The sequence below is a fragment of the Faecalibacterium hominis (ex Afrizal et al. 2022) genome, from assembly GCF_049545105.1.
Classification (GTDB): Bacteria; Bacillota; Clostridia; order Oscillospirales; family Ruminococcaceae; genus Faecalibacterium; species Faecalibacterium duncaniae.
Genome location: NZ_CP186860.1, coordinates 2480357 through 2498661, shown reverse-complemented (window position 1 = coordinate 2498661; position 18305 = coordinate 2480357). Strand labels below are relative to the sequence as shown.

General features: G+C 61.0%; 14 protein-coding genes and 2 tRNA genes. 4 read left to right on the top strand and 12 right to left on the bottom strand.

Annotated features, from left to right (window positions below):
* Window positions 1-4 precede the first annotated feature (4 nt).
* On the bottom strand, window positions 5-1669 hold the full coding sequence (ilvB, locus tag ACKXGA_RS12015) for a biosynthetic-type acetolactate synthase large subunit (RefSeq protein ID WP_098923285.1): 1665 nt from the start codon (window positions 1667-1669) through the stop codon (window positions 5-7).
* A 331-nt stretch (window positions 1670-2000) separates the two neighbouring features.
* Here ilvB and ACKXGA_RS12010 point away from each other — a divergent pair, with 331 nt between their 5' ends.
* Complete coding sequence (locus ACKXGA_RS12010) at window positions 2001-3209, top strand: ATP-binding protein (protein WP_423729584.1); 1209 nt, start codon at window positions 2001-2003, stop codon at window positions 3207-3209.
* 121 nt (window positions 3210-3330) lie between these two features.
* Here the strand turns inward: ACKXGA_RS12010 and ilvA are convergent, their stop codons facing one another.
* The 5 genes from ilvA to ACKXGA_RS11985 form a co-directional block, all read right to left on the bottom strand.
* Entirely contained in the window at window positions 3331-4536 is a 1206-nt protein-coding gene (gene ilvA / locus ACKXGA_RS12005) for a threonine ammonia-lyase (protein WP_423729583.1), read from the bottom strand.
* Window positions 4537-4794: 258 nt separating this feature from the next.
* A complete protein-coding gene (locus tag ACKXGA_RS12000; RefSeq protein ID WP_156076563.1) occupies window positions 4795-5565 on the bottom strand; it encodes a tRNA threonylcarbamoyladenosine dehydratase in 771 nt (256 codons plus the stop codon).
* Between the two features lie 102 nt (window positions 5566-5667).
* Entirely contained in the window at window positions 5668-6771 is a 1104-nt protein-coding gene (gene mnmA, locus ACKXGA_RS11995; RefSeq protein ID WP_423729582.1) for a tRNA 2-thiouridine(34) synthase MnmA, read from the bottom strand.
* A gap of 64 nt (window positions 6772-6835) precedes the next feature.
* Window positions 6836-8167 carry a CCA tRNA nucleotidyltransferase gene (locus ACKXGA_RS11990; protein WP_423729581.1) on the bottom strand — a complete coding sequence of 444 codons (1332 nt, stop codon included), beginning with the start codon at window positions 8165-8167 and terminating at the stop codon, window positions 6836-6838.
* Window positions 8164-9102, bottom strand: a complete 939-nt coding sequence (locus ACKXGA_RS11985) for a ribonuclease Z (protein WP_423729580.1) — start codon at window positions 9100-9102, stop codon at window positions 8164-8166. The genes ACKXGA_RS11990 and ACKXGA_RS11985 overlap by 4 nt, the downstream gene beginning before the upstream one ends.
* 113 nt (window positions 9103-9215) lie before the next feature.
* Between ACKXGA_RS11985 and ACKXGA_RS11980 the strand changes: the two genes are divergently transcribed.
* A complete protein-coding gene (locus tag ACKXGA_RS11980; protein WP_154277582.1) occupies window positions 9216-9386 on the top strand; it encodes a hypothetical protein in 171 nt (56 codons plus the stop codon).
* 328 nt (window positions 9387-9714) lie between these two features.
* Here ACKXGA_RS11980 and ACKXGA_RS11975 read toward each other — a convergent pair.
* The 3 genes from ACKXGA_RS11975 to ACKXGA_RS11965 form a co-directional block, all read right to left on the bottom strand.
* Window positions 9715-9797, bottom strand: a tRNA-Tyr gene (locus ACKXGA_RS11975).
* 114 nt (window positions 9798-9911) lie between these two features.
* The gene (locus tag ACKXGA_RS11970) at window positions 9912-11300 is read right to left on the bottom strand and encodes an alanine/glycine:cation symporter family protein (protein ID WP_423729579.1); all 1389 of its coding nucleotides are present in this window, start codon (window positions 11298-11300) and stop codon (window positions 9912-9914) included.
* Between the two features lie 154 nt (window positions 11301-11454).
* A tRNA-Leu gene (locus tag ACKXGA_RS11965) sits at window positions 11455-11541 on the bottom strand.
* Window positions 11542-11761: 220 nt separating this feature from the next.
* On the opposite strand from ACKXGA_RS11965, the gene ACKXGA_RS11960 reads away from it, so the two are divergent.
* Together ACKXGA_RS11960 and ACKXGA_RS11955 are read left to right on the top strand one after the other, a co-directional pair.
* Window positions 11762-12136, top strand: a complete 375-nt coding sequence (locus ACKXGA_RS11960) for a DUF3592 domain-containing protein (RefSeq protein ID WP_097772785.1) — start codon at window positions 11762-11764, stop codon at window positions 12134-12136.
* Between the two features lie 15 nt (window positions 12137-12151).
* Window positions 12152-13087 (top strand): FKBP-type peptidylprolyl isomerase, encoded by a 936-nt coding sequence (locus ACKXGA_RS11955; RefSeq protein WP_423729578.1) that lies wholly within the window; start codon window positions 12152-12154, stop codon window positions 13085-13087.
* 44 nt (window positions 13088-13131) lie between these two features.
* On the opposite strand, the gene ACKXGA_RS11950 is transcribed toward ACKXGA_RS11955, so the two are convergent.
* The 3 genes from ACKXGA_RS11950 to ACKXGA_RS11940 form a co-directional block, all read right to left on the bottom strand.
* Window positions 13132-14907: an ABC transporter ATP-binding protein gene (locus tag ACKXGA_RS11950; RefSeq protein WP_423729577.1), complete on the bottom strand. Its 1776-nt coding sequence runs from the start codon at window positions 14905-14907 to the stop codon at window positions 13132-13134.
* Window positions 14904-16643: an ABC transporter ATP-binding protein gene (locus ACKXGA_RS11945; RefSeq protein WP_423729576.1), complete on the bottom strand. Its 1740-nt coding sequence runs from the start codon at window positions 16641-16643 to the stop codon at window positions 14904-14906. Before ACKXGA_RS11945 ends, ACKXGA_RS11950 begins: the two co-directional genes overlap by 4 nt.
* A gap of 229 nt (window positions 16644-16872) precedes the next feature.
* Window positions 16873-18228, bottom strand: a complete 1356-nt coding sequence (locus tag ACKXGA_RS11940) for a GntP family permease (protein ID WP_423729575.1) — start codon at window positions 18226-18228, stop codon at window positions 16873-16875.
* Window positions 18229-18305: the final 77 nt, after the last annotated feature.

Here is an 18305-nt window from a genome sequence, read left to right as displayed (position 1 = left end):
CTCCTTATTCCATGATGATATCATTGATGTCACCGCCGCCGGGGATCATGGGCAGGACCTTTTCGTCCTTGTCGATGATGCACTCGATCCAGGTGGGGCCCTTCTGCTTGAGGGCATCGGCAAATGCGGCCTGGAACTCGGGGAGGTTGGTGCAGCGGTAGCCCTTCAGGCCAAAGCCCTCGGCCAGCTTGACAAAGTCGGTGCGGCGGTGAGGGTCGGTCTGGGAGTAGCGCTTTTCGTAGAAAGTGGTCTGCCACTGGCGCACCATGCCCAGCACAGAGTTGTTGAAGATGACCGTGATGATGGGCAGCTCATAGCTGACAGCGGTGCAGGCCTCGTTGAGGTTCATGTGGAAGGAACCGTCGCCCGTGAACATGACCACCCGCTGCTCCCGGCCCAGTGCCATCTGCGCGCCGATGGCCGCGCCATAGCCAAAGCCCATGGTGCCCAGGCCGCCGCTGGTGATAAAGCCGCGGCTCTTGGTGTGGCGGATATACTGGGCCGCCCACATCTGGTGCTGGCCCACGTCGGTGACATACACTGCCTCAGGGCCGCACTGGCTGCACACCTCGCCGATGACCTGATGGGGCATCAGGCGGGTGGGGTCGGACACGGGGTGGTAATCCTGCGCCTGCCACTCGTGGATCATCTTCATCCAGTCGGGGTGCTTTTTCTCCTCAATGAGGGGGAGCATCCCGCTCAGAACGTAGCAGACATCACCGGCAATGGCAAGATCCACATCCACGTTCTTGCCCAGCTCACTGGGGTCGATATCGATCTGGATGATGGTGGCGTTCTTGGCAAAGGTCTTGGGGTTCAGGGCCACGCGGTCAGAAAAGCGGGTGCCCAGTGCGATCAGCACGTCACAGTCCGCGACCGCCCGGTTGGAGGTGTAGCAGCCGTGCATTCCGACCATGCCGATGTTCATCGGGTCACCGTAGGGCACAACGCCTGCAGCCATCAGAGTATAGGTGGCGGGGATCTCCGCCTTGTGGATCAGGTCACGCAGGGGCTGGCAGGAAGCCGCGCTCCGCACGCCGCCGCCAAAATAGACCAGCGGGCGCTTGGCCGCGTTGATGATATCGGCGGCCCACTTGACCTGCTGTTCATCGTAGGTGGTCACGGTGCGGATCTGCTCCGGCTGCTTGGGAGTGAACTCACAGACAGCAGCGGTGACATCCTTGGGGATATCCACCAGCACCGGGCCCTTGCGGCCGCTCTGCGCAATGCGGAACGCCGCACGCATGGTATCGGCCAGCTCTTCTACCTTGCGCACCGTGAAGTTGTGCTTGGTGATGGGCATCGTGATGCCCTCGATGTACGCCTCCTGAAAGCTGTCCTTGCCCAGACCGGGGGTCGGCACATTGCCGGTAAAGGCGACCATGGGCACGGAGTCCATGTAGGCAGTGGCAATGCCGGTGACCAGATTGGTGGCACCCGGGCCGCTGGTGGCCAGCACCACGCCGGTGCGGCCCGTTGCGCGGGCATAGCCATCGGCCGCATGAGAAGCGCCCTGCTCGTGGGCGGTCAGTACATGGTGGATGCGGTCAGAATTCTTATACAGCTCGTCGTACAGGTTCAGCACAGCACCGCCGGGATAGCCGAAGATGGTGTCCACGCCCTGTTCGCAGAGGACTTCAACAAAAATTTGCGAACCATTTAACTGCATGGTAAGTTGCTCCTGTTCCTTTTCCTCTTACACTCTCAACAAAATTTCCCTCAGACACGTTACTTTTCGCATCTTGCATTCCGATTTGAACGTTGGGTCAATTATACTATAAATCGGGCCTTTGTCAATCGACGATTTGTAAAGTGAATCAGCCGAAAGATGAAGATAATTGAACACACCCTTGCTAAGCGCCTTTTCCAAGAGTATAATCAATTCTACACTGTTATAAAAATAAACAGCCTTCTGACCGGCCTGCCAATGGCTCCCCCTTTGGGGGAGCTGGCGCGGCGCGCCTGAGAGGGCAAGGCCGTTAAAAAGAGAGGATTTTCCTATGCAACTTCGTGAATGGAACGCCCGGCTCCACGGGCTTGTTGTTTTCCGTGCCCTGCTGGGCGACCCCGTTGTGGCAAAGCTGGCGGCGCTGACCGACCGGCTGGAAGCTGCCGACGACAGCATCGCCCCCCTGTGCGATGCTGTAGCCGCCTTTGAAGCTGCCCTGTTTGCCCACACCACCAATCTGGGCGATTATCTTTCCAACGCCGTGCTGGAGACCGAGACCTTCTGTGTGCGGCAGGCCGCCGCGGGCCAGCTCTCCCATGTGATGGAGGCCGCCCTGAACAGTGAGCTGAACTTTTTGCAGAAGCTCTGCGGCCTGACGCTGGACGCGCTGCTGGAAGCTGCCGACCGGCAGAACCGGGAGCTGGCGTTCCTGCCCCGCTGGGAGGCAAGGCAGCTCGACCTGACCGCCGCCTACAACCAGCGGATGCGGGAAGCCGGGAAGAAGGGCTACGGCATGTTTGCCAAGCACCATGTGTTCACGGTGGAGAACGGCCAGCTGGTGCCCGTGAAGTACCCCGACCCCCAGAAGCTCAGTGAGCTGCCGGGTTACGAGAAGGAGCGGGAAAAGGTCATTGCCAACACCCGCGCCCTGCTGGCCGGTTCCCCCGCCAACAATGTTCTGCTCTACGGCGATGCCGGCACCGGCAAATCCAGCACGGTCAAGGCCATTGCCAATGAGTATGCCGCCGACGGCCTGCGTCTGGTGGAGGTCAAGAAGAACCAGCTCTACCAGATCCCCGACCTGATGGATCAGCTGGCGGCCAACCCCCTCAAGTTTATCCTCTTCATCGATGACCTGAGCTTCTCCTCCAACGACGACAATTTTGCCGCCCTGAAAGCCATCCTCGAGGGCAGCGTGGGCGGCCGGGCCCGGAACATTGCGGTGTACGCCACCTCCAACCGCCGCCACCTCATCAAGGAGACCCTGACCGACCGCACCGGCGACGACATCCACGAAGCCGACACCCGGCAGGAGCTGATGAGCCTTTCCGCCCGGTTCGGCCTGACGGTCACCTTCCAGCGGCCCGAGAAAGCCCGCTTTGCCGCCATTCTGGAAGAGCTGGCAAAACAGCACCACATCCAGATGCCCATGGAAGAGCTGCTGGTCAAGGCCGAGGCCTTCGCCATCCGCGCCGGCGGCCGCAGCCCCCGCGTGGCCAAACAGTTCATCGAACAGTGCGAGAGCGGCGTGCAGAAATAATGTTTGCTTTTTTGTTTTTATGGATAAGAAAAAGCGCTGTGCAGTGAAATGACTGCACAGCGCTTTTTGCTATTTTGAAAGAAAACTGCCGCCGCAGGCGGCGGATGAGGTAGTCAGAAAATCAAACGCGCTCGGCCACCAACAGGAAGCCCTCTTTGGTGAGCTCCTGCCGGATCTGCTCGATCTGGGCATGGTCGCGGGTCTCCAGCACCAGCTTGAGGAAGCAGCTGGAGATGGGCATGTTGGGGTCGGAACCGTCGTGCAGGACGGAGACCACATTGCTGCCGCAGCGGGAAACGATGGCGGCCACCCGCTCCAGCTGACCGGGCTTATCCTCCAGCGCAATGGTCAGGTTGGCCTTGCGGCCGCTCATCACCAGACCACGGGTGATGACGCGGTTGAGGATGTTCACATCGATGTTGCCGCCGGAGATCAGGCAGACCACCTTTTTGCCCTCGATGGGCAGCTTGTGGAACAGCGCCGCTGCCACAGGCACCGCACCGGCCCCCTCGGCCACCAGCTTCTGGTTCTCCATCAGGGAGAGGATGGCGGCGGCGGTCTCGTCCTCGCTGACGGTCACGATGTCGTCCACATATTCCTCGCAGAGCTGATAGGTCAGCTCGCCGGGGGTCTTGACCTGAATGCCGTCCGCAAAGGTGGCCACATTTTTCAGGGTCTGATACTTGTGCTCATGCAGGCTGCGGTACATGCTGGGGGCACCCTCGGCCTGCACACCGTAGACCTTGACCTCGGGGCGCAGGCTCTTGATGGCAAAGGCCACGCCGGAGATCAGGCCGCCGCCGCCCACGGGCACGATGACGGCATCCAGATCGGGCAGCTGGTCAAGGATCTCCAGACCAATGGTGCCCTGACCTGCGATGACCTGTTCGTCATCGTAGGGGTGGATGAAGGTCATGCCGGTCTCGGCCTGCAGCTCCACGGCCTTGTCGTGGGCATCATCATAGGTGCCGGGCACCAGACAGACCTCTGCGCCCAGGCTCTTGGTGTTTTCCACCTTCATAATGGGGGCACCGTCCGGCATACAGACGATGCTCCTGATGCCCCGGCGGGTGGCGGCCAGAGCCACGCCCTGTGCGTGGTTTCCGGCAGAGCAGGCGATCACGCCCTTTTCGCTCTCCTCCCTGGAGAGCTGGCTGATCTTATAATAGGCTCCCCGCACCTTGAAGCTGCCGGTCACCTGCAGGTTCTCGGTCTTGAGGTAGAGGCGGCAGTCCTTGGAGAGCTTGGGCGCTTCAATCAGGTCGGTCCTGCGGGCAACGTCCTTGAGCACAAAGGCGGCGTGGTAGATCTTATCCAGAGTCAGCATGACGATACTTCCTATCTTCTATCCTTGATTTTTGCATGTGAATATGCATCCCAGTATAAATTAGCAAAAGTATTTTGTCAAATGAACGTATTTCAACATTGTGTTTGCTGGGGTGACCGCCAATGGCTACGCCCGGGCAGGCGGCAGCCCTGCGGCCCGCTGCACGCTCCACCTGTGCCCATGCCGTGGGAGCGGTTTCCCCTGACCCAAAACGCCCCTCTCCGGCATCTGTGAGACCGGAGAGGGGCGTTCTCGTTTTTAACCTTTCATCGGCACAAATCCGACCAGATCCTTCACGACCTCGCCGCCGATGATGAGCCCGGCCACCGAGGGCACAAAGGCGTTGGAGCCGGGGACCGAGCGCCGGATGGTGCACTTGCGCTGGGTGCCCGGGGGGCAGATGCAGTGGTCCTTGCAGCTGATGGAATCATCCTCAATGGGGGTCATGGCAGGCTCTTTGGAGTAGACGACCTTCAGGTGCTTGATCCGCCGCTTGCGGCACTCGGTGCGCATCACCTTGGCCAGCGGGCAGACGGAGGTCTTGTAGATATCCGTTACCTCAAAGCGGGTGGGGTCCATCTTGTTGCCTGCGCCCATGGCGCAGATGATGGGGGTACCGGCCTCCTTGGCCTTGACCACCAGCGCGATCTTGCCGGTGACGGTGTCGATGGCATCCACCACATAGTCGTACTGGGTGAAATCGAACTGATCCTGCGTTTCCGGGGTGAAGAAGATCTTGTAGGTGGTGACCTTGATGTTGGGGTCGATCTCGTGGACACGCTGTTCGGCCACATCCACCTTGTACTGGCCCACGGTCTTGCGGGTGGCCACGATCTGACGGTTCAGGTTGGTCAGGCAGACCTTGTCATCATCAATGAGGTCCAGCGCACCCACACCGCTGCGTGCCAGCGCTTCCACCGTGTAGCCGCCCACGCCGCCAATGCCAAACACCGCCACACGGGAATTGTGCAGCTTTTCCATTGCTTCCTTGCCCAGCAGCAGCTGGGTGCGGGAATATTGATCCTGCATAGATACTTGCTCCTCCATTTTACACTGTGCCGTTTATTTTACCGGTTCGGCACAGCTGCTTCTGTTTTGCTTTATCACTTTCCTGCAAAGCGCCTGAGCGGTTTATTCCACCGCCACAATCGTGCCGCCCCCCAGCACAACATCCCCCTGATACAGCACCACGGCCTGACCGGGCGTGGGGGCACGCTGGGACTGGTCAAATTCCAGCCGGAACTGCCCCTCTCCTGCCGGGTAGACGGTGGCCGCCTGCTCGGTCTGGTGATAGCGGGTGCGGGCCGTGACCCGCAAGGGCGCGGTCAGCTCCGGGATGGCGATCCAGTTCACCTCGTCGGCATAGACGATGCGGTCAAACAGGTTCTCCTCCGGGCCCACCGTGACGGTGTTGGCCTGCATATCCTTGGCGCAGACATATACCGGCGCACCCATGGCAAGGCCCAGGCCCTTGCGCTGGCCGATGGTATACCGCACCGCGCCGTTGTGGGTGCCCACCTTTTTGCCGTTCTCGTCCAGAAAATCACCTGCCGGGTAGTGCTTGCCGGTGAAGTCCTCCATGAAACGGGCGTAGTCGCCGTCCGGCACAAAGCAGATATCCTGGCTGTCGTGCTTGCGGGCGTTGATGAAATGCTGCTTTTCCGCGATCTCACGCACTTCAGTCTTGTGCATGGCTCCCAGCGGCAGGCGCACATGGGCCAGCTGCTCCTGGGTCAGGTTATAGAGCACATAGCTCTGATCCTTACCCTCGTCCAGCCCCTTTTTCAGCAGCCAGCGGCCGGTGGCCTCGTCCTGCTCCACCCGGGCGTAATGGCCCGTGACCACATACTCCATGCCATGGCTCTCGGCCCAGCGGAGCAGGTGGTCGAACTTCATATACCGGTTGCAGTCGATGCAGGGGTTGGGCGTGCCGCCCATTTCGTACACTCGGATGAACTTTTCGATGATCTTCTCCCGGAAGTCGGCGGTGAAATCCAGCACCTCATAGGGGATATCCATCGCAAAGGCCACCTCGGCGGCATCCTCGATATCCTTTTCGGAGCAGCAGGTGTGGAAACCGGACTGCCCCAGCGTCTCGTTGCGGGTGAGCCGCATGGTGATGCCGGTGCAGTCGTACCCTGCCTGCTGCATCAGCCATGCCGCCACCGAGCTGTCCACACCGCCGCTCATGGCGATGAGTGCCCCGGGGCGCTTCGTGTTCTGTGCTTCTGTCATATCGTCCCTCATTCAATAACACACTAAAACAGTAGTATAATACTACCGCAGCTTCTTTCTCTTGTCAAGACGCAGAAAATTGAGCCGCCGCTGCCAGCAGCGCGTCTTTTTCATTGGGTGTCTGCCCAGTGATGACAGCCTCCAGCAGGGCGTTCAGCACCTGCCGCAGACCCGGGCCGGGTCTGACCCCCGCCGCCATCAGGTCACGGCCATTCACGGCCAGCTGGCTCACCCGGCAGCAGGCATTTTCTGCTGTCAGCTGCTCTGCTTCGGCCCGCAGGGCAGCAAAGGCCCTGGTCTGTTCTGGATGCCGGGCACTGCAAAGGGCGGTCAGGCGCTGGATCGTCTGCAGCTCATAGCGGCCCAAAAGACGTTTGGCCTGTACGGTCAGCGTGGTGTTGGGGGTGCCGGGAGTTTCTCCAAGGACCGTCCGCTGGGGTGGGACCCTGTTGCCGCAGGCAATAGGGCGGGCGATGGAATGGCCCGATTCGTGTCCGAGGAGAAAGCTCCCGGCACCCTCTCCCACCAACGCTGTCACCTCATCTGTGAGCGCGTTGGAGCATTTCAGCTTGCGCAGAGCTTTGCGGGCACCGGCTTCACCCAGCGGGCAGAGAAGGGCCGCCAGCCGGGCGGGCACGTTCTCCGCTGTTGGTTCGATCCGGTCGATGGTACGGCAGAGTTCTGCAAACCGTTCCGGCTGTTCTTCCGGTTCCAGCTCCGGCAGGACAACGGCCAGAACGGCGGGTTCCAGATAGCTTCCGGGCCGGGGTGCCGCCAGCAGCTTGAGCAGTTCTTCCTGGATGCGCTCCGCCGAAACGCAGTCCAGATGCGGCCCCAGTGCCCGGGCAGCAGCACCGGTGGCTGGGTCGATGGCAAAGCCGAACCGGGCCGCGAACCGGTAGAGCCGCAGGATGCGCAGTGCGTCCTCCTCAAAGCGGCGTTCCGGCTCCCCCACCGCCCGCACAAGATGGGCGGCAAGGTCGTCCCGCCCGCCAAAGGGGTCGATGAGCCCTTCCTCGGCGCTGTATGCCATGGCGTTGATGGTGAAATCCCGCCGGGCAAGATCCTCCCGCACATCCGGCACAAAGCAGACGGCATCCGGGTGGCGGCCATCGGAATAGGCCCCCTCGGTGCGGAAGGTCGTTGTCTCATAGAGCCTGCCGCCCTGCTTCACCGTCACGGTGCCGTGCTGCAGGCCGGTGGGGATGCACTTTTCCTCCCCGAACAGCGCCATCACCTGCTCCGGGCGGGCGCTAGTGCAGAGGTCCCAATCGTGGGGGTCCAGCCCCAGCAGGCTGTCCCGGACACAGCCGCCCACAGCGTAGGCCGCATGGCCCGCCCCATGGAGCGCATCCAGCAGCAGGGCTGCACCCGGGTCAAGTTTGATCGTTGTCATGTTGCTTCCTCGTCATATTGCAGGATGATCTGTTTGCCGTCAAAGCCGCACTCCGCCGCCGGGAATACCGCCTGCGCATTGGGCAGGGCGGCTTCCGGTTCAAGGATCATGGGCGAATAATGCATCAGCCAGAACCGGCGCACGCCAGCCTTTTTTGCAATGGCCGCACCCTGCGCAAAAGTGCTGTGCCCCCACTGCTTTGCCTGCGCCTCCTGCTCGTTGTCGGGGTAGGTGGCATCGCAGAGGAAAAGGTCGGCGTTCTGCGCGGCCTGTTCCAGCGCCGGGCAGGGAGCGGTATCACCCGAGAACACGAACCGCAGACCCCGGCGTGCCGGGCCCAGCACATCCGCAGGGGCGACCACCGCCCCGTTTTCCAGCGGGATGCTCTGGCCCCGCTGGAGCAGTTTCCATGCAGGCACCGGAACGTTCAGTGCCCGGGCCTTTGCAGGGTCAAAGCGGCCCGCCCGGGGCAGGTCGAGCCGGTAGCCCCGGCTGGGCACCCGGTGCCGGGTGCGGAAAGGCGTAAGCTGCGCCCCCGCAGGCCAGCCGGAGGAAAGGGTGGTCAGGTCGATGGGATCTGTGTCCAGCTGCACAGCCCTGACCGGATACGGCAGCGGCCCGGCCAGGGTGCGCAAGGCGGGCCAGACCTCCCCCAGCCCCTCCGGGCCGTAAAGGGTCAGCGGGCGCTCCCGGCCCTGACAGCCCAGTGTCTGCAGCAGGCCCGGCAGGCCGAAGATATGGTCACCGTGATAGTGGGTCAGGCAGATGGCATCCAGCTTCATCAGGTTGACCCCGGCGCGGCGGGCCGCCGCCTGCGTGCCCTCGCCGCAGTCAAACAGCAGGGCATGGCCCCCGCATTCGGCCAGCGCGGCGGTCAGGGCACGGTCCGGCAGGGGCATGGTGGCCGCCGTACCCAGCAGTGTAATGGTCAGCATAACAGTTCCTCCGTGATTTGTCGGTAACAGTGTACCACATTTTGCGCCCGCACACAATCGGCACAGCCCGGCATAGGATGGCGCAGAGCTCTGATACAAAGGGAGGTTTGACCATGCAGCGCAAAAAAGTCCCCGCCGGGCACCACCGCTTCGGGCTGGCCCGGCTTGTTCTGGTTCTGGCACTGCTGTTTCTCGTCGTGGCGCTCACCGCCGGGCTGGCGGGCTGCCTGTTCCAGCCCGTACTGGCCGCCCGGGGCACGCTGCTGTTTCTGCCGGGGGCATAATTTTTTTGAAAATCAAAATTTCCCTCTTGACTTCAGGACAGTGACGTGATAAAGCCCCGCCAGACCAGTGAGAGGGCATCCTGCCCGCCCCGAGAGCAGCCACGCCATCCTCTGCAAACAGAAAACCGCCGACGTAGAGATACGTCGGCGGTTTTTTTATGGGCGCGGGTGGATTACGCAAGCCGCGCATCTAAAAAAGCCCCGCAGGGGCTTTTTTCCCCGCCGGACTATTCGGCGGGTCGATGCTGTTCGAATCCACCCGCATGAAAACCCAAACCTTCTGCAAACAGAAGACCGCCAGCGTATCTCTACGTTGGCGGTCTTTTTATGGGCGCGGGTGGATTCGAACCACCGAAGCTGAAAAGCAGCAGATTTACAGTCTGTCCCCATTGGCCACTCGGGAACACGCCCAGATTCTGTTCACGTCCGTTGCCGGACGACTTGTTTATTTTATCAGACTGCGGGCGATTTGTCAACTACTTTTTTCGGATTTTTGCAGCTTTTCTGCGGAAGCTGTCGGCAGGGTCAGTTTTGGGTCAGATGTTTCCGGCGCTCGTAATCCCGCAAGGCGGCAATGGCTTCGCCGGACATGGGGTAGAGGGCAATGAGATTGAATATGGTCATCAGGCCGATGCCCACGTCGCCCAGGTCCCACACCACGGTATAGGCTTCCAGGCCGCCCACCATCAGCATGACAAGGGCCAGCACTTTATAGGCTGTCTGCCAGCCCCAGCGGTCACCAAAGAGGTACGCCACATTGGAGCGGGCATAGAACAGGATGCCGATGAAGGTGGAAAAGCTGAACAGCGCCAGCGTGACGGCAATGAACACCACGCCAAAGCTGCCCAGATGGTACTGCGCTGCCGCCTGCAGCAGGTCCATGCCGGTCAGCCCAGTGGTGACATTTGCGGGAGCCAGCAGCATCATAAAGGCAGTGCAGCTGCAGATGACCACCGTGTCGATCAGGACACCCAGTGCCTGCACAAAGCCCATCTTCACAGGATCATCGCAGGAGGCAGCCGCTGCCGCACAGGGGGCCGAACCGCTGCCTGCCTCATTGGAGAACAGGCCGCGCTTGACACCGTTCATCAGCACCGCGCCAAAGCCGCCCGCGGCCACCTGCCGCAGGCCGAAGGCCTCCGAGAAGATGCGGCCCAGCACAGTGGGCAGCTGGCGGAAATTTACCGCAATGATGATGACCGTCATCACGAAATAGCAGACCGCCATGATCGGCACGATAACATCCAGGCTTTTCACGGTGGCATCCTTGCGCAGGACAATGACCGCCGAGAGCACCACCAGCACCACCGTGGTCACAATGGGTGGGATGGAGAACGCATTGGCAAAGGCAGAGCTGACCGAGTTGCTGATGACCTGGCTGATACCGCACCAGCAGATGAGGCCCGAAATGGCAAACAACACCGCGATGATGGAATGATGCAGCTTTTTGCCCCGCTTGCGCTCGGCCAGCACATGGATGTAGTAGGCCGGGCCGCCGCGCTGACCGCCATAGAGCGGGTCGGGCTGCCGGTACTTCTGGGCCAGTGTGGATTCCACAAAGGAGGTGGAGGCCCCCAGCAGGGCCGTGACCCACATCCAGAACACCGCACCGGCACCACCGGCAGACACTGCCGCCACCACGCCCACCAGATTGCCCATGCCTACCCGGGTGGCCGTGGAGACGATGAGCGTCTGAAAAGAGGAAAGGCTGTCCATGCTCTGGTTCTTTTCACAGACAGCGGCGATCATATCCCGGAACAGCCGCACGGGCAGCAGCCGGGTGCGCAGGGTGAAGAACACGCCCGCCGTGAGCAGCAGCACCGCCATCAGCGAAATGCCGATGCCGCCGCCCACCGGCAGGGTGAACAGATCACCCCAGAGCAGGTTGTATACCGTTTCGATCAAATGGGACATTCTAGGGAGCCTCCTGTTGTGTGATTACTTTATTATAATACAGCACTTCATTATAATACAGCACTTCAGGTTTGTAAATCAGAAAATCCCAGCGCAAGGAAAATAAAAAACCCGAACCCTTCTCTTTCGAGAAAAGGTTCGGATTTTCATTGTTTGGTGCGGATAAGAGGACTTGAACCTCCACCGAGTTGCCCCGATTAGAACCTGAATCTAACGCGTCTGCCAATTCCGCCATATCCGCATATTCTGTTTTGTTCACGGGCCGTTCGGCTCGGAACATTAGTTATTATACCACAGCCACAAGAAAAGTCAAGCACTATTTTCAAAATTGTTCGACAAAAAAATGCTCTAAATTTCGGGCACTCCGTACAGGGGCATTTGGGCCGGAATATGGTACAATAAAAGCTGACCGTCCGGCCTGTATGCCGCCGGGCGAGTAATGACGGAATGAGGGAAACCGAATGTTCAATGTTCTGATCTTCATCATCGGCGCGGGCATCATGTTCTACATGGGCCTGCGCAGTGTGCTGCAGCGCCGCCGCTTACAGCAGAAGGGCCAGCGTGTGGAGGCCCGGGTGGCAGGCACCGTTCAGAGCCGGGACGGCGCGGCTTATCTGCTTGAGTTCGAGACCGAGGGTGGCAGCCACCGCCTGCACTACCCCAAAGCCGCCAAGGGCAAGGGCTTTGCCAGCGGGGAAACGGTCACGCTGTACTACGACCCCGAAGATCCCGAAAAGATGTATGTGGAGGGCGACCGCTCCGTTCTGGGGGCCGAGATCCTCTATTTCTGTCTGGCCGTTGTGCTGCTGGCACTGATGGTCAGCTTTAGCCGCTGAAAGGAGGTCACCGCAATGGTATTGGAACATGTAGGAATGCCCCAGCCCGGGGACTGCCGGGTGGTATTCTCCGCCAGCGCCGAAGAGCTGGAAGCGGCCATTCAGGCCGAGCAGGCCGCAGAGAACCCGCCGCAGACGGAAGAGGACCTGCTGACCGCCGCCGTGAACCGGGCTATCCTGACCGGTTTTTCCACATTATATCAGAAGCTTGTGGAAAAAGAGCATCTGGTGCCCGTGACCGATCCGGATTTTGAGCTGCTGGCCGTCAACCGGGCCGAGGGCTTCCGGGCAGGGGCAGAGTTCTACTGCCTGCCGCCGCTGAAGTTGGAGCGTTACACCGGCTTCACCCAGCCCATCCAGCCCCGGCCCATCCGTCAGGTGAGCATTGAGTTGGAAGTGAACACCCGGCACGGCGATGAAGACCGCGCCGCCGATGCCGCAGGCAAAGCCGCCCTGCGCCAGCAGGTTGCACGGGAGCTCTATGCCCAGCGCTGTGCGCAGGCCAAGGCACTGGCCCGCCGGGAGCTTATCTTCCAGCTGGGCGGCTGTGTCAAGGGCACCCTGCCCAAGGACCTGGTCTCCGGCAACTATTTTGCCGAACAGCGGAACTTCAACCTGCGGCTGCAGGCCAACAACGTCAACTTTGACCAGTATCTCAAGGTGCGGGGCCAGACCGTGGAACAGTTCCGCACTGAGCTCCACGCACAGGCAGAGCAGAAGCTGCGGGGCAGTCTGGGCCTTCTGATGGTGGCCGAGCGGGAACACCTCTGGCCCACCGATGCCGAGGTGGAGGCCGCACTGGCACACTGGAAGGGTGAGCGCACCTTCCCTGCCAACGATTTCCGCAAGGTGCGGCAGGGCATCGCCAGCCAGCGGGCGGCAGAGTTCGTGGAAGCCCACTCCACCCTGCTTCCCCCGCCGGAGGAACCGGTGCTGGAAACCATCGTATAAAAAATGGGAGATGCCGTGTGCCGACATCTCCCATTTTTGTTTTTTCAGGTCTCCACGCCCTCGAACTGGCTGTTATAGAGCTTGGCATAGAAGCCGCCCTGCGCCAGCAGGGTGTCGTGGTCGCCCTGCTCCACGATGTGGCCATCCTTCATCACAAGGATGACATCGGCCTCACGGATGGTGGACAGGCGGTGGGCCACGATAAAGCTGGTGCGGCCCTGCATCATCCGGGCAAAGGCAGCCTGGATGCGCACCTCGGTGCGGGTATCGATGGAGGAGGTCGCCTCGTCCAAGATCAGCATGGGGGGCAGGCAGAGCATCACGCGGGCGATGCAGAGCAGCTGCTTCTGGCCCTGACTGATGTTGCCGCCGTCCTCAGCAATGACGGTATCGTAACCCTTGGGCAGGCGGCGGATGAAGCTGTCGGCGTGGGCCGCTTTGGCGGCGGCAACGATCTCTTCCTCCGTGGCATCGGGCTTGCCGTAGGCAATGTTCTCCCGCACGGTACCGGCACGCAGCCAGGTCTCCTGCAGCACCATGCCGTAGCTGCCGCGCAGGGAGGCGCGGGTCAGGCTGCGGATATCGTTTCCGGCCACCTCAATGGAGCCGCCGTTGACATCGTAGAACCGCATGAGCAGGTTGATGAGGGTGGTCTTGCCGCAGCCGGTGGGGCCGACGATGGCGATGCGCTGGCCGGGCTTCACATCCAGATTCAGGCCCTCGATGAGGGGGCGGTCCGGCAGGTAGCGGAAGGAAACGTCCTTCAGCTCCACATGGCCGTCGGTCTCCAGCACCTTGGCGTTCTCTGCCTCAGGCACCTGGTCCTCGGCATCCAGCAGCTCGAACACACGGGCCGCGCAGGCCAGTGCGTTCTGCAGCTCGGTGACCACGCCGGAGATCTCGTTGAAGGGCTTGGTGTACTGGTTGGCATAGTTCAGGAAGATGCTCAGCTGGCCGATGGTGATGCCGCCCGCCACAGCGTAAACGGCACCCACCAGACCGACACCTGCATAAACGATGTTGTTCACAAAGCGGGTGGCGGGGTTGGTCATGCTGGAGAAGAAGATGGCCTTCAGGCTCACGCTCTGCAGGCGGCCATTCACCTCATCAAAGGCGGCAAGGCTCTCGGCCTCATGGCCAAAGGCCTGCACGACCTTCTGGCCCTCGATCATCTCGTTGACCAGGGCAGTCTGCTCACCGCGCACGGTGCTCTGGCCCTGGAAATACTTGTAGCTGCGCTTGGCAAGGAAGCTTGCCACCACCAGGCTCAGCGGGGTGATGCAGACCACCACCAGCGTGATGGGCACATTTTCACCGAGCATGAACAGCAGGGTACCAAGGATGGTCAGCACGCCGCTGAACAGCTGGGTAAAGCCCATGAGCAGGCCGTCCGCAAAGGTGTCCACATCGGCGACCATGCGGCTGACGATATCGCCGGAGGGATGACTGTCCAGATAAGAGAGCGGCAGGGTCTGGATCTTACGGAGCGCGGCGTTGCGCAGGTCCCGGCTGACCGAGAAGGTGATGCGGTTGTTGCAGACACTCAGCAGCCACTGGGCAAATGCAGCCACCACGGCCACGATCACGATCTCCACCACGATGCGCAGAACACCGTTGAAGTCCACATACCCCTTGCCCAGCATCATATCAATGGCGCTGCCGCAGAGGATGGGAATATACAGCTGGGCAGCCACGCTCACAGCGGCCACGATCAGACTGCACACCACAAAAAAGCCGTAAGGGCGGATCTTTTCCAGCACCCGCCGAAGCGTTGCGTTGCGCTGTTCCGGGGTCAGCTTACTCTTTGCTTTTGCACTCATTTCTGCGCATCCCCTTTCTTGAACTGGCTGGCGTAGATCTCCTCGTAAACCGGGCAGGTCTTCAGCAGGTCGGCGTGCCTGCCCAGCCCCACCATCCTGCCATCATCCAGCACGATGATCTGGTCGGCGTGCTGCAGGCTGGCGGCACGCTGGCTCACGATGAACACGGTCAGGTCACCGGGCAGAGCGGCCAGCGCCTTGCGCAGGGCCGCATCGGTGGCGTAGTCCAGCGCGCTGGCGCTGTCGTCCAGGATCAGGATCTCCGGCTTGCCCACCAGCGCACGGGCAATGGTCAGGCGCTGCTTTTGGCCGCCGGACAGGTTCCGGCCGCCCTGCTCCACAGGCTCGTCCAGCCCAAGGGGCTTTGCCCTGACAAAATCCGCAGCCTGCGCAGTTTCCAGTGCGGCCCACAGATCAGCGTCCGCCGCGTTTTTGTTGCCCCACAGCAGGTTGGAGCGGATGGTGCCGCCAAACAGCTGGGCTTTCTGCATCACGACTGCCACACTGCCGCGCAGAGCCGCGCGGGGGTACTCCTGCGCCGGACGGCCCAGGATCTCCACGGTGCCCTCCGTGGCATCATAGAAGCGGGGGATCAGGTTGATGAGGCTGGATTTGCCGCTGCCCGTGCCGCCGATGACACCAATGGTCTGGCCGCGCTTTGCGGTAAAACTGATATCGGTCAGGCTGGGGGCACCGGCACCGGCGTAGGTCAGGCTGACATGGTCGAACCGGACAGCATCCCCGGCCTTGTCTGCAGGTGCCTCGCCCTTGAGGGCCGCGGGGAACTCCATGCCGGGCTCGGTGTCCAGCACAGCCTGCACACGGCCGGCACAGGCCAGCGCCTTGCTCACCTGCACGATGAGGTTTGCCAGTTTGACCAGCTCCACCAGGATCTGGTTCATGTAGTTCACCAGCGCGATCACATCGCCGGAGGCCATGCCGCCCACATTGATCTCGATGCTGCCCACATAGAGCAGAGCCACGATGGCCAGATTGATGATGACGTAGGTCAGCGGGCTCATCAGGGAGGAGATGTGGCCCACATGGAGCTGCATCCGGGTCAGCAGGTCGTTGGCCGACTCAAAGCGGTCGATCTCGCTCTGCTCCTTATCAAAGGCGCGGACCACGCGCACACCGGTCAGGTTCTCGCGGGTCAGGCCCAGCACACGGTCCAGCCGGGCCTGGGCCGTTTTGTACAGCGGGTTGGTGATGACCATGACCCCGAACACCACCACGCTCAGCAGCGGGATGGCGACCACAAAGATCCAGGCGGCCCGCACATTCACGGTGAACGCCATGATCATGGCACCAACCACCACGAACGGGCTGCGCAGGAACAGGCGCAGGAAGAGGTTCAGACCACTCTGCACCTGATTGATGTCACTGGTCATGCGGGTGATGAGGGTGCTGGTGCCCATGGTATCCATCTCGGTAAAGCCAAGCCTCTGGATGTGCTCAAACAGGGCATGGCGCAGGGAGGTGGAGTAGCCCACCGCCGCCTTGGCCGAGAAATACTGGGCCGTCAGGCTGCAGGCAAGGCCCACAACGGCCAGCAGCAGCAGGATGCCGCACCGCACAAGGATATAGTGGAAATCATGTGCTGCAATGCCCACGTTGACGATGTCTGCCATGACCAGCGGCACAAACAGGTCGAACGTGGCTTCCAGCATCTTGAACAGCGGTGCAAGCACAGCCTCGCGCTTGTAGCCGTTCAGGTGGGTAAGCATTTTATTCAAGGGGTGATTCTCCTTTCCCAGTGATAGCGGGTGTAAACTTCACAGTTCTTTATTATAGTACAGGAAATGCAAAAAAGCCAGTTCAAATCACGCCATTGCGCACCGTGCCCTGCCAGAACAAGGAAAGGGACTGCCGCACAGGGGATATCCCAGTGCAGCAGTCCCTTTTCATAGGAGGTAATGATTCGGAGAACAATGAGCGGCAGACCGAAGGAGATCTAACTGCCGATCAGGCAAAGAAGGAGATGATCAGGGCTACCAGGAAGCCCACGCCGCCCACCAGCGTTTCCATGATGGTCCAGGTCTTGAGGGTGGTCTTTTCGTCCATGCCCACAAGGCTCTTCACCAGCCAGAAGCCGGAATCGTTGAAGTGGGAGCAGACGGTGGAGCCGCCTGCAATGGCAGCGGTGACACAGGCCAGGTACAGCGGGCTCAGCTCACTGATGCCGGGCATGGCGGAGATGATGCCTGCAGCCATGGTCATGGCAACGGTGGAGGAACCAACCGAGATACGCACCAGAGCAGCCACGATGAAGGCCACCAGAACCAGCGGCAGGCTGGCGTTGGCCACGGCGTTGCCGATGACATCGCCCAGACCGGAGTTCTGCAGCATGTAGCGCAGCACGCCGCCGCAGGCAGTGACCAGCAGGATCATGCCGGTGGGCTCAAGGGACTTGGTCATGATCTTTTCCAGCTGGGCGTTGTTATAACCGTGACGGGTGCCCAGCAGATACATGGCGGCGATGGTAGCCAGCAGCAGCGCCATGAAGGGCTCACCGAGGAAGGCCAGAACGGGCTGGATGCCGGCCATTGCAGGCACCACCTTGGCCACGGAGTTTGCAATGATGAGGATCAGCGGGATCATAATGATGCCCACGATGGTACCGAACTTGGGCAGCTTGCTCTCGTCAATATCTGCCTGCTGGGCAACGTGCTCGGGGACTTCGATCATGTACTTTTTGCCGCAGATGGAACCCCAGATGGGGCCTGCAGCGATCATGGCAAAGATACCGCAGAAGATGCCGATGAGGATGACCCAGCCCAGGTCAACGCCCAGCATGGCAGCCACCAGCACGGGACCCGGCGTGGGAGGGATGAAGGCGTGGCCGACAGCCAGACCGGCCAGCAGGGGGATGACGTAGTACAGTACGGAGCGCTTGGTGCGCTTTGCCAGCGAGAAGGCCAGCGGGATGAGGATGATCAGACCGGCATCGAAGAACACCGGCATGGCCACCACCAGGCCGGTGATGCCCAGTGCCCATGCGGCTTTTTCGTCACCGAACTTCCGCACCATAGTCACGGCCAGCGTCTGCGCGCCGCCGGATTCTTCCAGAATGGCACCGAACATGGAGCCAAGGCCCACCAGAAGGGCGATGCCTTTTAAGGTGTTGCCAATGCCTTCGTTCACTGAGCCGATAATGTCAGACAGGGGCATCCCGGCCATCAGGCCGATGCCCACTGCACCGATCAGGATGGAGATCATGGCATGGACCTTGAACTTGATGATAAGGATGAGCAATAGGATCAGGCCTGCAACGGCAGCAAAGACCAGCCGTGCCGCATCGGGAGTTGCAACTGCTGTCATAGAAATTTCCTCCATTTCGATTTTTGGCTGCACTTATCCAAACCGTCCGGAAAACGCGCCGGGCAGTTTTACTTTTT

What these genes read in the sequence shown, in the direction of transcription:
- ilvB (WP_098923285.1), bottom strand. Translation starts at nt 1,669, where the DNA reads ATGCAGTTAAATGGTTCGCAAATTTTTGTTGAAGTCCTCTGCGAACAG.
- ACKXGA_RS11990 (WP_423729581.1), bottom strand. Translation starts at nt 8,167, where the DNA reads ATGACAACGATCAAACTTGACCCGGGTGCAGCCCTGCTGCTGGATGCG.
- ACKXGA_RS11950 (WP_423729577.1), bottom strand. Translation starts at nt 14,907, where the DNA reads ATGAGTGCAAAAGCAAAGAGTAAGCTGACCCCGGAACAGCGCAACGCA.
- ACKXGA_RS11940 (WP_423729575.1), bottom strand. Translation starts at nt 18,228, where the DNA reads ATGACAGCAGTTGCAACTCCCGATGCGGCACGGCTGGTCTTTGCTGCC.
- ACKXGA_RS11960 (WP_097772785.1), top strand. Translation starts at nt 11,762, where the DNA reads ATGTTCAATGTTCTGATCTTCATCATCGGCGCGGGCATCATGTTCTAC.
- ACKXGA_RS12000 (WP_156076563.1), bottom strand. Translation starts at nt 5,565, where the DNA reads ATGCAGGATCAATATTCCCGCACCCAGCTGCTGCTGGGCAAGGAAGCA.
- mnmA (WP_423729582.1), bottom strand. Translation starts at nt 6,771, where the DNA reads ATGACAGAAGCACAGAACACGAAGCGCCCCGGGGCACTCATCGCCATG.
- ACKXGA_RS11985 (WP_423729580.1), bottom strand. Translation starts at nt 9,102, where the DNA reads ATGCTGACCATTACACTGCTGGGTACGGCGGCCACCATGCCCCTGCCG.
- ACKXGA_RS11970 (WP_423729579.1), bottom strand. Translation starts at nt 11,300, where the DNA reads ATGTCCCATTTGATCGAAACGGTATACAACCTGCTCTGGGGTGATCTG.
- ACKXGA_RS11955 (WP_423729578.1), top strand. Translation starts at nt 12,152, where the DNA reads ATGGTATTGGAACATGTAGGAATGCCCCAGCCCGGGGACTGCCGGGTG.
- ACKXGA_RS11980 (WP_154277582.1), top strand. Translation starts at nt 9,216, where the DNA reads ATGCAGCGCAAAAAAGTCCCCGCCGGGCACCACCGCTTCGGGCTGGCC.
- ilvA (WP_423729583.1), bottom strand. Translation starts at nt 4,536, where the DNA reads ATGCTGACTCTGGATAAGATCTACCACGCCGCCTTTGTGCTCAAGGAC.
- ACKXGA_RS12010 (WP_423729584.1), top strand. Translation starts at nt 2,001, where the DNA reads ATGCAACTTCGTGAATGGAACGCCCGGCTCCACGGGCTTGTTGTTTTC.